The organism is Kitasatospora sp. NPDC004289 (genome assembly GCF_053602875.1).
The window spans coordinates 100,371-115,896 of record NZ_JBSGEL010000012.1 but is presented as its reverse complement, the minus strand read 5'-3'; the positions used below and the strand labels follow the sequence as shown (position 1 = coordinate 115,896).

Sequence of the window (15,526 nt, the reverse complement as noted above, 5' to 3'; positions counted from 1 at the left end):
CCGCCTCAACTGGCACGCCACATCGACCAGACTGCATACGCTCCGCCCGTTCAGTGGGTGGACGGCCCGAGAGGAACCGGGGAAACCCTTTGAACAGCAGCAAGCACACGGAGCTGGCGAACCACGCATGGTCCGTCGCCGACCTCTTGCGCGGTGACTACAAGCAGGCCGACTACGGCAAGGTGATCCTGCCCTTCACCGTCCTGCGACGGCTGGAGTGTGTGCTGGAGCCGACCCGTGAGAAGGTTGCCGAGAAGGTGGCCCAGCTTGCCGGCCAGGAGTTGGACGAGGACCGCTTCCTGCGCAAGGCCTCCGGTCACTCCTTCTACAACAGGACCTCCCTCACCCTGCGGAAGATCGCAGGTGACCCGCAGAACGCTGCCAAGAACCTGCAGCTCTACGTGGCCGGATTCTCGGACAACGCCCGCGAGGTCCTGGAGAAGTACGAGTTCAACCAGCAGATCCGCAAGCTGGACGACGCCAAGCTGCTCTACCAGGTCATCGGCCGGTTCACCGACCTCGACCTGCGCCCCGAGATCGTGTCCAACCACAACATGGGCTACATCTTCGAGGAGCTCATCCGGCGCTTCGCCGAGCAGTCGAACGAGACCGCGGGTGAGCACTTTACCCCGCGCGAGGTCATCAACCTGATGGTGAACCTGCTGGTGGGGCCCGACGCGGACGCGCTGAGTCTGCCCGGCGTGGTGCGTACGGTACTCGACCCGGCCTGCGGTACCGGTGGCATGCTGAGCGCCGCGGACGACCACATTGCCGCGCTCAACCCGGGCGCCAAGGTGGAGGTCTACGGGCAGGAGCTCAACCCCGAGTCCTGGGCGATCTGCCGGTCCGACCTGATGATCAAGGGACAGGACCCGGACAACATCGCCTTCGGTAACTCCTTCAGCGACGACGGTCACAAGCGCGAGAAATTCGACTACCTGCTCGCCAACCCGCCGTTCGGTGTGGAGTGGAAGAAGGTCAAGGACGACGTCGAACACGAGTACGAGACCCTCGGCCACTCCGGCCGGTTCGGCGCCGGTCTGCCGCGGATCAACGACGGCTCGCTGCTCTTCCTGCAGCACATGCTCTCGAAGATGAAGCCGGTCGACGTCAACGGGGGCGGCGGCTCCCGGGTCGCCATCGTCTTCAACGGCTCCCCGCTCTTCACGGGCGCAGCGGAGTCCGGCGAGTCCAACATCCGCCGGTGGATCCTGGAAAACGACTGGCTGGAGGCGATCGTCGCCCTCCCCGACCAGCTCTTCTACAACACCGGCATCTCCACGTACTTCTGGATCCTCACGAACCGCAAGGCTGCCGACCACAAGGGCAAGGTCGTACTGCTGGACGCCCGCGACTACTGGGTGAAGATGCGGAAGTCGCTGGGCGACAAGCGCAAGGAGCTGAGCGAGCAGCAGATCCGCGAGATCACCCGGTTGTACGGGGAGGCCCTGCAGGTCGCCGGCAACCCGGAGCACCCGCTGCACGGCAAGGTCAAGGTCTTCAAGAACGAGGACTTCGGCTACCAGCGCATCACGGTCGAGCGGCCGTTGAAGCTCCGGTTCGAGGTGACGGAGGAGACGCTGGCAGCGCTGGCCGAAGCCAAGCCGGTGCAGAAGCTGGAGCACGCGGAAGAGTTCGTCGCGGCGGTGCGAATGCTGGACGGCCAGAGCTGGCTGACCAAGTCCGAGGCGTTCGTCGCGCTCAAGGATGCGGTCGTCGCGGCGGGCCTGACTTGGCAAGCTGGCGCGCCATTCACGAAGGCCATCCGGGACACAATCGGCGTAAGGGATGGGGAGGGTGAGACCCAGCTGATCAAGGGCGTGCCGGAGCCGGACACCGACCTGCGTGACTACGAGAATGTCCCGCTTGGGGAGGATATCGCAGAGTACCTCAAGCGCGAGGTTTTGCCTCACGTTCCAGAGGCTTGGGTAGACCACGGCAAGACAAAGATTGGCTACGAAATTCCGCTTACGAGGAACTTTTACAGCTATAAGCCGCCTAGGCCGCTTGCGGAGATCGACGCGGAACTTAGGCTCGTGGAGGCCGAGATCCAGGGCCTTCTTGGCGAGGTGACGTCGTGACCGAGTATCGCAGCCTTCCTTATGCCGAATCCGTACCTAGGTCTTGGAGGGTTGTTCCGCTCAAGCATTTGGCAAATTTTGTAAATGGATATGTTTTCAGGTCTGATTCATGGGAGAGTAGTGGGACGCCCATCGTTCGAATCGAGAACCTGAACGGCTCAGAAAGCTTCAACTATTCGAATCTCGCACTGCCGGAAAAATATCGGGTCGGTGTAGGCGACTTGCTTTTTGCGTGGTCCGGAAATCCTGGCACGTCTTTCGGTCCCTTTAGATGGATCAGGGCGGGTTCATATTTCCTCAACCAGCATATTTTCAACGTATCTGTTAATGGATGCGACAAGGACTGGCTCTATTGGTCCCTTCGGGCAGCTACGCACTGGATCGAGCGAGAGCTCACGAGCGGAACGCTCGGGATGGTCCATGTCACAAGAGAGGAGTTGGGGAATGTCCCGATTCCAATTCCTCCGATTGCGGATCAGCGTCGTATTGCTGGATTCCTTGATGCCGAGATCGCGAAGATCGACGACCTGGTTGTCAAGAAGCGCGCACTGTTTTCCCTAATGAATGAGCGAATTGACGCTAGCGTGCTTCTGCAAATTGGGGCAAGTGAAATCGTTCGGCCCGGAACGGGGTCTCCGGTGTTGCCAATTCGGCGCTTGTTGGAGAAAGTGGTTCGGAGTCCGATGGCCGGTGCGGGAATTGTCACGGCATATCGAGATGGTCAAGTCACGGAGCGAGGAGAGCGGCGCGCCGAAGGCTACACGCTGTCGGCATCTGCGGATCCGCAGGGCCAGTTCGTAAAATCTGGTGACGTTGTTGTGCATGGGCTTGACGGATTTTCTGGTGCCATTGGAACTGCTGAGGCGGAGGGTAATTGCAGTCCCGTTTATCATGTCTGCATTCCGGCGGGTGGTGGTGATGCAAAATTCTATGGAAGATTGCTCCGCACGCTCGCTGTCCAGGGGTACCTTGGAGGCTTTGCGACGAGTATTCGCGAACGGGCCGTTGATTTCCGAAACTGGGATCTTTTTGGGAGAATTCCGATTCCTGTCGTGCCCATCGCGGAGCAGTGCGAGATCGGTTCAATGATCACCCAGTTGCGGCCACTGCGCGCGGTGCTCGAGAGATCCGAGTCCCTCGTTGCCGAGCACCGCCAAGCCCTCATCACCGCCGCCGTCACCGGCCAGTTCGACGTGTCCACCGCATCCGGTCGAGGAGTTACGGAGTAACCGCCATGCCGCCGATCCACACCGAGGCCGCTTTCGGCGCGGCCATCGTCGCCGCAATGACCGAGCGCGGGTGGCGTGAGGCTCAGCCGGAGGATTACCGGACCGAGCTTGGGCTGGACACCAACGAGTTGTTCGGCTTTATCGGCAAGACCCAGGGCGACGAGTGGGAAGAACTGGTCACCACCCAGTACGCCGGCGACCAGTCCGAGGCGCAGCGCGGGTTCGCGAAGCGCCTCGGGCAGGCGATCGCCTCCGACGGACTGCTCAAGGTGCTGCGCGAGGGCGTGAAGGACCGCAGTGTCCTCCTCCGCGTCGCGTACTTCCGTCCCAACCTGGTCGAGGACGACTCCGTCCTCGACGGCTACCGGGCCAACCGCCTCACCGTCGTCCGTGAGTTGGAGTACGCGACCAAGCAGGCGGATCGCGGCAACCGGCTCGACCTGGCGCTCTTCCTCAACGGCATCCCGGTCGCCACCGCCGAGTTGAAGAACCCGCTGACCAGTCAGGGCGTCGAGCAGGCAAAAGACCAGTACCGCACCAAGCGCGACCCCAGCGAGCTGATCTTCACCAGCCGCGTCGTCGCGAACTTCGCCGTCGACCCCGACCTGGTCTTCGTCGCGACCAGCCTGCGCGGACCGAAGACGCACTTCCTCCCGTTCAACACCGGCTCCGAGGGCCCGGGCGAGCCCGGCGGCAAGGGCAACCCCGTCCCCACCGCTCCCGGCACCTACGCCACCTCTTACCTGTGGGAGCAGGTCTGGCAGCGGGACAGCTGGCTCGATCTCCTCGAGCGGTTCGTCCATCTCCACAAGGAGAAGACACCTGGCGGCGGCAGCACGCAGAAGCTGATCTTCCCGCGCTTCCACCAGTGGGACGTGGTCCGGAAGCTTACGGCCCACGCGGCCGTCCACGGAGCCGGGCACAACTACCTGATCATGGCCTCCGCCGGGTCGGGCAAGTCGAACACCATCGGCTGGCTCGCCCACCGGCTGAGCGACCTGCACACGCCCACCGACCCGGCCGGTCTCGACCCGGATGCCCTCGCCGCCGGCCTCAAGCCGGGTGCGCCGGTGTTCGACAAGGTCATCGTCATCACCGACCGCCGCAACCTGGATGCCCAGCTCCGGGAGACCGTCGGTAGTTTCGAGCAGACCGCTGGCCTGGTGGTGAAGATCGACGAGAACCAGGGTGCGAAGGGGGCGCAGCTGGCGCGGGCGCTCTCCCGGGAGACCGGGAAGATCGTCACGGTCACCCTCCACTCGTTCCCGGCCTTGCTCAACTACGTCCAGCAGAACCCGACCGAGATCCAGGGCCACAACTTTGCGATCGTCGTGGACGAGGCCCACTCCTCTCAGTCGGGCGACGCTGCCACCGCCGTCCGGGCTGCCCTCCGCGACCTCGGTCTCGACGCGGACTCCGACGATGCGGGTGCCACCGAGGCCGCCACCGACGACACCCCCGCCACCTTGCAGGAGCGCCTCAAGCACAAGGCCTTGCAGCGCTCCCGCGCCGCGAACCTCTCCTACTTCGCGTTCACGGCGACGCCCAAGGCGAAGACCCTGGAGCTGTTCGGCACGCTCCAGGACGTCGACGGCGAGGCCAAGTACCGGCCCTTCCACACCTACTCGATGCGGCAGGCGATCGAGGAGGGCTTCATCCTCGACCCGCTGCGCAACTACGTCACGTACGACACGTACTGGAAGCTGGTCAACAAGAACCCGGACGAGCGCGAGGTCGACCCGAAGAAGGCGAACCCCCTGCTTGCCCGGTACGCACTCACTCACGATTACACCGTGGCGCAGCACGCGCAGGTGATCGTGGAGCACTTCCTCACGCACACCCGGGGCCAGCTCGGGGGCCGGGCGAAGTCGATGGTGGTGACGGCGTCCCGCCAGTCCGCCGTGCAGACGGCCCGTGCGATCAAGAGCTACATCAAGGATCGCGGCTACGACGCCAAGTATCCGGACCTCGGTGTGCTGGTGGCGTTCTCCGGTTCGCTCACCTTCGAGGGCGAGGAGACGACCGAGCCCAAGGAGAACGGTGGGCTGTCCGAGGGCGCGCTGCCGAAGGCGTTCGCCTACACCCGTGCCGATGACAAGGCCGTCCGCGCCGGCGGCCCGGGCAAGCAGGAGTACCGGATCCTGGTCGTGGCGGAGAAGTACCAGACGGGCTTCGACCAGCCGCTGCTGACGACCATGTACGTCAACAAGACGCTCACCGGCATCTCCGCCGTGCAGACGCTGTCGCGGCTGAACCGCACCGCTGAGCGCAAGGCGCAGGGGGACCTCGCCGTCATCGACTTCGTCAACGAGGCCGAGGACATCCAGGCCGCCTTCCGCCCGTACTTCCTGGAGGCCCGGACGTTCCCGTCCGACCCGAACCTGCTCTACGAGGCGCAGAGCCGGGTCATGGCCGCGCCGATCCTCACGGCGCGGGAGATGGACGAGTTCGCCGAGGCCTACTTCGCCGCCCAAGAGAAGGCCGGCGGGTCGGCGGCGAAGTGGGAGAAGCTGCACGCGGAGCTGTACCGGCTGCTCGCCCCGGCGGTGGTCCGCTTCGAGGCGCTGCTGAACAGCGAGGACGAGGACGACCAGAAGACCGCTGAGGACTTCCGTGCGAACCTGCACGACTACGTGCGCAAGTACGGCTTCCTGGCGCAGATCGTCCCGTACACCGACCCCGACCTGGAGCGGCTCCACCTGTACGGGCGGTACCTGCTCAATCGGCTGCCGCGCCGGGCCGACGGTGGTGTCGACATCGGGGAGGTCGACCTCAGCCACCTGCGGGTGGAGAAGACCGGCGAGTACGACGTGGGCCTGACCGCCGAGGAGCCGGCCCTGATCCGGAACGTCGGGGAGGGCGTGGGCGGCACGAAGGAGCAGGAGAAGTCCCTGCTGTCCGAGCTCATCGCGAAGTTCAACGACAAGTTCGGGACGGACTTCACCGAGCAGGACCTGCTGCCCGCCTTCAACGCGACCCTCGCCGAGACCGAGGTCCGCCAGGCCGCCGTGGTCAACGACGAGGACAACTTCGGCAAGGTCTTCGACCGGGTCTTCGCCGACAAGGTAGAGGACTACGTGGGCATCGTCACCGACCTCGGCAAGCGGTACTTCGCCCCGGACAAGGGCTTCCAGTCCAGTCTCAACCGCAGCGCCCGCCGCGCCGCCTGGCGCATGATCAGGCGCGAGGAGGGCGTGGACGACGCGGCCTGACACCGGCGGCGCCAAGGCCCGGCACGGTAGGCGGCCCATAACGATCTGCTTACCGTGCCGGGCGTGCGCTCAAGAGCCTGGACCGGTGATCGCCACACCCGTCACACTGGGTGCGCGCCCCAGCACGTTCGCACACCCGGGTCCGCAGCCGGTCCGGTAGCCGTACCGACCCGGACCGCACATCCCGCACAACCCCGCAGCCATCGACCACGCACGCAGAAACGGGGGAGCCGCGTGCCGGCGACCGTGATCTCCGATCGCTACGAACTCCTGGACGAGCTCAACCACGGCGGCATGGGCGACGTCTGGCGCGGCTACGACGTCGTGCTCGATCGACCCGTCGCCGTGAAGCTGATCCGGCAGGCGGCAGTCACCTCGCCGCAGCTGGCCGAGGAACTGGCCAAGCGGTTCCGGCGGGAGGCGCGCATCACCGCACGCATCCAGCACCCCGGCGTGCCCCAGGTCTACGACGCGGTGCTGGACGACAGCTACGAGCGGCTGTTCCTGGTGATGGAACTCGTCGACGGCGTGCCGCTCTCCGCCTACCTCCAGCCCGACCACCCGCTGCCCGTCAGCTGGGCCGCAGCCGTCGCCGCCCAGGTCGCCACCGTGCTGTCCCACGCCCACGACGTGCCGGTGATCCATCGCGACCTCAAGCCGAGCAACATCCTCGTCGCCCGCGACGGCACGGTGAAGGTCCTCGACTTCGGCATCGCGGCGATCCTGCGAACCGACGTCACCAAGCTCACCGCAACGGGCAGCCCCATCGGCACCCACCAGTACATGTCTCCGGAGCAGGTCCGCGGCGGGCGGATCACCCCGCAGACGGACCTGTACGCCCTCGGCTGCGTACTGCACGAACTCCTCGCCGGCCGGCCGGTCTTCGAGGGCAACGAGTACGCGCTGATGCACCAGCACCTGACCGCCGCACCGGTCCCGCTGCGGCAGCTCCGTGCCGATGTGCCCGAGCCGGTGGAGAAGCTCGTCCTCCACCTCCTGCGCAAGGCGTCGGAGAGCCGCCCGACGGACACCCAGGAGGTCTACGAGCGCCTCCTGCCCTTCCTGCCGGAGGCCGGTTCCGTCCCCACACAGGCCGAGGCCGGCCCCCTCGGCACCCCGGATCCGACGCATCTCTTCCGCCACCCCTACGCGCCCCGCTCCCGGGCGCAGAAACCGCCCGCGGTCGTCCGCACGCCCACCACGGTCGAGTTCCAGCCGCTGCCCGTCCCGGACGAGTTGCGCGCGGCGATCAAGGAGGCGTACGCGCACTCCGACGCCCTCCTGGACGACGGGCGCTTCGCCCAGGCCGTCGAGGTGCTCGGCGCCGTCATCGAACCGGCCGCCCGCGCACTCGGCAGCGACAGCAGGGACGTCCTCGGCCTGTGCAGGCGCCGCGCCGCGGTTCGCTTCCTCGGCGGCGACTACCGAGCCGCCCTGCCCGAGTTCGAGGCCCTCGCCGGCGCCTACGCCCGCACCGCCGGTCCCACCGGCACGTCCGCGCGCGAATGCCGCGCCCAGGCGGCCCGCTGCCGCGCCGAACTCGGCCAGGTCACCGAGGCCCTCCACGAACTCCAGGGTGTCCTCGACGTCGTCAGCAGGCTCGACGGCGACGTCAGCGAGGAGGCCATCGAGCTCCGCCACGGCATCGCCGTCCTCCTCCTCGCCCAGGGCCGGGTCATCGAAGCCCTGCGACTCCTGGAGCCCCTCCACGAGGACCTGGTGATGGTCTACGGCCCCGACGACGAGCTGGCCCTGGAGGTCGCGGAAATGCTCGCCCGCATCCGCCTGGACCTGAACGGCCGAGCCTCGGACTGATTGCAGCGCCCCCAGTGGTGGATGGCACCTTCAAACCGCCCTCCACCACTCGTATCATCATCGAACTTCGTGCACGGTGACTCTCAGGCCTGCGCACCTGTGCGACCGAATTCCTGGATGGATGAACATGCCGATGACCAGCACCCCCGCCGCGGCCGGTTCAGGGGATCCGGGGCGAGACAGGCTGCTGCGAGTGCTAGGCGACTGGCGCGAGTCCCTGCTGGACCTGAGTGGCCGGAACAAGCTGCTCAACTTCCGGCACACCCGCACCGCCACTCTCGAAATACAGTCCCCGGACGCCTCCACGTTGCTAGCAGGGTTGGCACGCGGCTGGGACTTCGTGTCTCCTGCGGAGAGCTCCGACGGAGACCGTGTCGTGCTGTCCAAGGACTTGGGGCGGCCCGCCGGTCTGGTGACGCAGAAGACCACCGAAGCCAGCCTGGTCAGTGCAGTCAACCGGCTGCGCAACCAGTCCGGCCAGATGTACAACGACTTCGGCCTGTGGGTGCTCTGGCTCGGCGTGGGCATTCTCGACTGGCGCGAATCGGATGACCAGGAGAAGCCGTCCTCGGCGCCACTCCTTTTGGTACCTGTCGAGCTTCGCCGAGACCAGAGCGGTCGCTCACGTCTTCATGCGGCCGAGGATCAGGACGCCGTTCACAACCCCGCCCTCGCCGTCAAGCTCGCTCGGATGGGAGTGGACTGGACTTCCGTCGGAAAGGCCGACGTCTCCGATCTCGGCGCGGTGCTCGCGGCGGCGCGGCGTATCGCTGCCGGCCGACAGGGCTGGACGGTGAACGAGCGGGTCGTCCTCAGCCTGTTCGCCTCCCACAAGGAGGCGATGTACCACGACCTGCAGCAGAACGAGGAGCGGATCCTTGCCCACCCGCTGGTCCGGGCGGTCGCCCTGGGACCGGACGCCGGGCTTCCCGGTGATCTTGTCGGCTTCGACCCGCCCGGTCTGGACCGGATCGACGATGTTCAGCCGCCCGAGCGCACTCCCCTCGTGCTGGACGCGGACGCCTCCCAGCGGCAGTGCATCGCGGCTGCCCTCGACGGCCGCTCTTTCGTCGTCAGCGGACCTCCGGGAACGGGTAAGAGCCAGACGATCACCAACCTGATCGCCGCCCTGATCCACGCCGGTCGTACCGTGCTGTTCGTCAGCGAGAAGGCAGCCGCCCTCGACGTGGTGCGCAACCGTCTGCGGGACGTCGGCCTCGCAGACTTCGTCCTCGCCCTGCACAGCGGCGACACGTCCAAGAAGGCCGTGGCGACCGAGCTGGGCCGGGTGCTGAGGACCGAGGTACGCGCCAACGGCGCCGCCGCACACGAACTCGACAAGGCCCGCGAACTCCGTGAGGCCCTGTCCGCCTACGCGGCCGCGATGAACGAACGCCGCGAACCCCTGGGACGCACGTTGCACGACGTCCTCGGCCGCCTGGTCACGCTCGAGCGCGGGGACGCCGGGCAGCCGGGAATGCGTCTCGACGGAGCTCGGATCAGCCGGGAGCTCTCCGCCTCCATGCTGCAGCAGATGCTTGGCGCGGCAGAGTCGATCAGCCGCGCCTGGCGCCCGGCCGTCGAGGGCGAGGACTTCCTGTGGCGGCACTTGATCGGAGCGTCGCCGCTTGACGTGCTGGCACAGGCGGACGACGCGTTGGAACAGGTCGAGGCGGCATGCCGACGGCGTCCCCTCGCCGAGTCCGCGAGCGAACCGAGCACCGCCCGGGAGCTCACGGCACTGATCCAGACGCTTCGCGTAGGGCTGCCCACAGCTGCCGCCCCGGCCCATACCTCGCTGCCGGACGACCCGTCGACCATGCTCGCCGAACTGGCCGATGCCTTCGGTATGCCCAAGCCCACGACCGCAGCAGCGGCCTTCAGCATGCTGGAACTCGCCGACCTGGCCGGGGCCGATCACCGGCCACTCGCCGCCTGGCTGGAGGCGGGAACGTTGGCGCGTGCGGAGGCGGCGACGGCCGAACTGGCCGAAGCCGTCACCACGGAGCGGCTGGCGGCGGAGCGGGCAGCCGACGTATTCGGTGACCAGGTGCTCAAGGCCGACGGCCTGGATGCTCTGGTACAGCGGTTCGCCGAGCAGCACCACGGTCTGCTGGTCCGCTTCTCCGGCCAGTACAAGGCCGACCGGGCTGCTGTGGCCGCCCTGACCAAGACCGGCGCCTGGCACAAGGACCTGCCCCGCCGACTCGGTGACGCGCTTGCCTGGCAGCAGGCCACAGCCAAGGCCGCCGCACTGCTCAGCGACCACGGCTCCCTGCTCGGCCACTACACCCCACGCGACGCACTCGGCTTCGACCGGCTTCAGCAGGCCCTGGCAACCACTCGGCGCGTCGTTGCTCTCTCCGCAGCGGCCGAACGACCGGATCAAGTGGTGGCCCGGGTCGCTGACGGCGCTGACGCCGATCCCCAGATCCCACTGCTGGCTCGTGCGGTGCGTGGCGCTCTCGCGGGCTGGTGCGACATCGCAGACCGGCGACTCCGCCGATGGACCGAACAGGTCGGCGCGCTGATCGGGCTCTTCGCCGACTCCCGTGCCGTCCAGTTGTCACTCCAGCTGTCAGGCACCTTCGCACAGGCACGCACCCTGGTCGATCGGCTGCTCCAGGACCCGCAGGGCGCGGAGGAATGGCGCGCGTTCAGCGCCGGCTTGGAGCAGCTGCGCCCGCTGCGCATCGATGAGCTGGTGCCGCGCAGTGTGGAGCGGGGTGTTGCGGCGGCGGACTTCCCCGCAGTCGTCGAAGGCGCGCTGCTGCGAGCCTGGGCCAACGCCGTGCTCGACGCGGATCCTCGGCTGCGGGTCAGCCGTTCGACCGACCTGGACGCGAGGACCGAGGACTTCCGGGAGGCGGACCGCCGACTGGTTTCTGCAGCCAGAGGTGCGGTGATCGGGGCGGTCAACAGCCGTCGGCCCCGTAGCTTTGCCGGTGGTTCTGCGGCCGTGATCGCACGGGAGGCCGAGAAGAAGACCCGACACATGCCGGTCCGAGATCTGCTGTCCCGGACCGGTGAGGTGGTCCGGCTGGTCAAGCCCTGTTTCATGATGAGCCCGCTAACGGTCAGCCAGTTCGTCCCGGCGGACTATCAGTTCGACGTCGTCATCTTCGATGAGGCATCGCAGGTCCGGCCCAGCGATGCGGCCAACTGCATCTACCGGGGTACGGCCCTGATCGTCGCGGGAGACGAGAAGCAGCTCCCACCGACGTCGTTCTTTGACTCCGCAGTCGGAGACGACTCCGACGAGTGGGACGAGGACCTCCCTGACAGCTTCGAGTCGCTGCTTCATGCTTGCCGTGCCGGAGCAATGCGCACGCTGGATCTTCGCTGGCACTACCGCAGCCGTCACGAGGACCTGATCACCTTCAGCAACCGGTCGTTCTACGGCAACTCGATGGTCACCTTCCCCGGAGCCCATGAGTCCGGCAATCACGTCGGCGTCGAGTTCTTCCGGGCCAATGGTGTCTATGACCGCGGTGGGCGCGCAGACAACGTGGTCGAGGCAGAACTGGTCGCACAACGCGTCCTGCACCACTTCGACACCCGCCCCGGCCAGAGCCTAGGCGTCGTCGCCCTCTCACAGGCGCAGGCGTCCGCCATCGAGCTCGCAGTCGAGCAGGCCCGCCAGGCACGCCCAGACCTGGACCGCTACTTCACCGAGGACCGACTCGACGGATTCTTCGTCAAGAACCTGGAGTCGGTTCAGGGCGACGAGCGCGACGTCATGATCATGTCGGTTGGCTACGGGCCGGACCAGTACGGCAGAAGGTCACTGAACTTCGGCCCCATCAACCGGCCGGGCGGTTGGCGCCGCCTCAACGTCGCTGTCACCCGCGCCCGCTACCGCATGGAACTCGTTGCCTCCTTCGCAGGAGACGAGCTCGGCGACAGCGACAACGAGAGTGTCCAGCACCTCAAGCGCTACCTCCAGTACGCCCAGCACGGCCCGGCCGTCCTCGCCCAGCAGGTCGTTCAGGACGAGGCGGTGCCGGAGAGCCCGTTCGAGGAGTCGGTGCTGGAAGTGCTCCAGGACTGGGGATACCAGGTCCAGCCGCAGGTGGGCGTGGCCGGATACCGCATCGACCTCGGCCTGAGACACCCGGACGCACTCGGCTCCTACGCTCTCGGCATCGAGTGCGACGGGGCCATGTACCACTCCTCGAAGGTCGCGCGCGATCGTGACCGGCTCCGTGAGGAGGTTCTGGCGGGCCTCGGATGGAAGCTGTACCGGATCTGGGGGACGGACTGGTACCGCGACCGCGTCGGAGCGCAGAGCCGCCTGCGGGCCGCCGTCGAGGCAGCTGTGGCCAAGGCGCCCGGTGCGATGGCCCCCACCACAGCACCCGCCCCGACCGTGGCACCTGGCGCAGGGCGCCAGCCGGACCAGAACGTGGACGGCCCGCACGGTGAGCCGGAGCGGGTGGCCGTCGACGCCGACCACGCACGAACGTGGGCGGCGCCGTACCGTACGGCGCAGGTCCAGGCCTTCCCCAGGTACGACATGCACACCGTGGAAGCGCGGCCCGAACTGCGTCGACTCCTGTCCGCCGTCCTGAAGACCGAGGGCCCCATCCACGAGGACCTCCTGATTCTCCGCGCACGTGAAGCCTGGGGTGTGGCCCGCTCCGGCAGCCGGATCCGCGACAACATCCAGGCCGTGCTGGCCGGCCTGGTGCGTGCCGGTAGCGCCAGGAAGATCGAGTCGGGGGTCTACGGCCCTACGGGAGACGCCCCTCTGCTGGCCCGCACGCCTGACGCGTACGGGCCCCGCAAGGTACTGCACGTGCCGTCGGCCGAGCGCCGACTCGCTCTGTACGAGCTCGCTTCGGAGTGCCCGGGCATGAGCCGGGAGGAGCTTGTCCGGGCAGCTTGCGACTTCTTCGGCTGGGGGCGCCTGGGAGCCGACATCCGTTCCGCGCTGGAGGAGGACATTGCTCAGATGTTCAAGGACACGCGGCTGACCGGTACCGGCGACCGCATTACGGCTGTGCCGCTGACCTGACGAAGTCGGACCGCAGCCCGTGGCTTTCTGCTCACGCGGCTCTTCGCAGTATTGGGCAGGCTCGATGAGGACGAGCGCGTCGCCCCGATCCCTCGAGCGTCATGGGACCGACGTGCGGGTGCCATCTGCCGTTGCTCGCAGGATGCAGTTGTGGTCGGCGGGGCTGCAGCAAGCGTGGCCGATCTGCCGCGTGTCCCTTCGTAGACGCGGCAAAACCATCGGGCCTCGCGGCCTGATCGCCCTTGATGTGCTTGCCGCTGTGCTCCAGATAGAGGCGTTCGGTGCCCCACGTCGCCTGGGCGCGTGGGCCAGGCCCCTGCCTCTGCGGTACTGGACTGGATGACCTGATGCTCGATACGGCAAAGTTCGAACCTGATCGAGATGTCGGAATCACCCTTGAGAGGGAACTTTCAGCACCGTTTTTCGCGAGACAGGATGGCGTCCATCATTGCCTCCGAGGTGCCGCGAGCCGCCGCCCGGTTGCTGACTGTGCGCTGATTTCCCGCATGCTTCCTTGTGTCGCATGGGGTCATCCCGCCGATATGCGGCACAAGGATGCATGCGGCCACGTGCGACGTGAGCGCGCGAGCGGATGCCCGGTGCTTGGGGGCGGCTTTGGTGAGGCTTGCGACCGCGACTTTGCTGCCTCTAGCGTGATCGCTGCGACGCCCGCTCAGACCTTTTGGGGAGATTCGTATGGCTGGCGCATCTGAAGGTATGCGTGCGACGAAGCAGGTGCTTCCAACCGCACGTGTGCACCCGCCGAACGCGATCAAGCTGGCGAACGCCGTTGTGGACCTCAGTGGCGAGAATATCGAGCCCGTCAAGATCGAGAATGCCGCCGACCGGGTCGGTATGAGCCGGCAGCATGCAGCCATGGTGCCTCGTTTCATGATCTCTTGTGATCTGATGATGGCCGCAGACGGCGGAAAGTACGCCCCGACCACTGGACTGCTTCGGTTCTGCCGCCTGTGGAGGCAGGGTGGAGACCGCCAGCTGGCCCGCGAAGCGCTCGGCGAGATCCTCGGGCGTATGTGGTTCGCCACGGAGGCGCGATCGCTCCTCGCGTCGGGGCCGCGACCCGTCGAGGACCTCACCGAACGGCTCCGCCTGGCGGCCGGGGTGGACACGAACAAGAACAGTGCGGTGGCCCTGGCCTACCTGGTCGAATGGATGATTATCGCGAACCTCGTGCAACGGGACGAGAAGGGTCAGATCGTCTTGCCGTTGCCGGCTCGAGAATCCCCGAACGAGGAGCCGATGAACACCGCCGGAACTGAAGGAAAGGTGCCTCCGCAGGCGAAGTCCGAGGATCGGCAGCAGCGCCGTGCCTCAGCATCGACTGCTGACGAAGTCTCGTACGCCGTCAGTGTGGATATTCGTTTGACGCCTGCAGATATCGCACTGTTCGACCCGAAGGAATTCTCCGACATCATGATTGCGATGTGCAAGGTCATGCGAGTGCAGGCGGCTGAAGCTGTGGCCTAAAGCTGGAGCGCCCGAAGGGGTCGAATCTGTGAGGATTTCGTAACTCTTCGGACGCTCCAACGGGTGGCGGCTGGTCCCGATCAGGCCTCTGGAAACCTTTGCATCGGAGGGTTCAAGTCCCTCGCCATCCACGTGACGAACATGATGCCAGTTCTCTAACGGACGCCTCGCCGCCTCGGTGGCGGTTTCCTGCTGTTTTCCATGGCTAGCCAATAGCGGATTCACCCGATTGGGTGATTCGTTGTGGCAGGCTGGCCAGTCCGGGCCACAGCTCGATGTCGAAGACGACCTCGAGTCGGGCCAGCGTCCCCAGGTCCGGAAGCACCTCGCCGCGCAGTACGCGTCCGATCGTGGTGTGCGTGAGGCCTGCCTCGTCGGCCAGAGTTCGCAGGCTGTGCCCGGAAGCGTGGAGTGCCGCCTCAAGGTTCCGAGCAAGAGCCTGAGAGTAATGGGCGCTGGCCGGCGCGTCTTCCCGAAGCTCTGCGCGTGGCCATGTCCCGGAGCTGACGTACTCCTTCGGGACTTGGTCGTTGCTGCTTCGGGGCATGCCGAGATCATCCCATGTACCCACGGCTCCAATCCCTTCCGGTTGCCGAGTCGCGTTACGACTTCCACGATGGTGCAAGTATGCACCGCACTCTATGTGGAAGAGCAGCCATGTCCTTCGCTTTCGGGCAGATGTCG

The 15,526-nt window shown here is 66.5% G+C and carries 7 protein-coding genes; 6 read left to right on the top strand and 1 reads right to left on the bottom strand.

The genetic code is table 11. The features are described from left to right. Positions 1–89 precede the first annotated feature (89 nt). The 6 genes from ACWEPF_RS11035 (at position 90) to ACWEPF_RS11010 (ending at position 14,842) form a co-directional block, all read left to right on the top strand. Positions 90–2,081, top strand: a complete 1,992-nt coding sequence (locus tag ACWEPF_RS11035) for a type I restriction-modification system subunit M (RefSeq protein WP_452172353.1) — start codon at positions 90–92, stop codon at positions 2,079–2,081. Continuing rightward, on the top strand, positions 2,078–3,310 hold the full coding sequence (locus ACWEPF_RS11030) for a restriction endonuclease subunit S (RefSeq protein WP_452172352.1): 1,233 nt from the start codon (positions 2,078–2,080) through the stop codon (positions 3,308–3,310). The genes ACWEPF_RS11035 and ACWEPF_RS11030 overlap by 4 nt, the downstream gene beginning before the upstream one ends. A gap of 5 nt (positions 3,311–3,315) precedes the next feature. Continuing rightward, positions 3,316–6,522 (top strand): type I restriction endonuclease subunit R, encoded by a 3,207-nt coding sequence (locus ACWEPF_RS11025; RefSeq protein WP_452172351.1) that lies wholly within the window; start codon positions 3,316–3,318, stop codon positions 6,520–6,522. Between the two features lie 234 nt (positions 6,523–6,756). Further along, positions 6,757–8,337 (top strand): protein kinase domain-containing protein, encoded by a 1,581-nt coding sequence (locus tag ACWEPF_RS11020; protein ID WP_452172350.1) that lies wholly within the window; start codon positions 6,757–6,759, stop codon positions 8,335–8,337. Between the two features lie 133 nt (positions 8,338–8,470). Then, positions 8,471–13,354, top strand: a complete 4,884-nt coding sequence (locus ACWEPF_RS11015; protein ID WP_452172349.1) for a DUF3320 domain-containing protein — start codon at positions 8,471–8,473, stop codon at positions 13,352–13,354. Between the two features lie 696 nt (positions 13,355–14,050). Continuing rightward, positions 14,051–14,842 (top strand): hypothetical protein, encoded by a 792-nt coding sequence (locus ACWEPF_RS11010; protein ID WP_452172348.1) that lies wholly within the window; start codon positions 14,051–14,053, stop codon positions 14,840–14,842. A 205-nt stretch (positions 14,843–15,047) separates the two neighbouring features. On the opposite strand, the gene ACWEPF_RS11005 is transcribed toward ACWEPF_RS11010, so the two are convergent. Beyond that, complete coding sequence (locus tag ACWEPF_RS11005) at positions 15,048–15,389, bottom strand: helix-turn-helix domain-containing protein (RefSeq protein ID WP_452172347.1); 342 nt, start codon at positions 15,387–15,389, stop codon at positions 15,048–15,050. Positions 15,390–15,526: the final 137 nt, after the last annotated feature.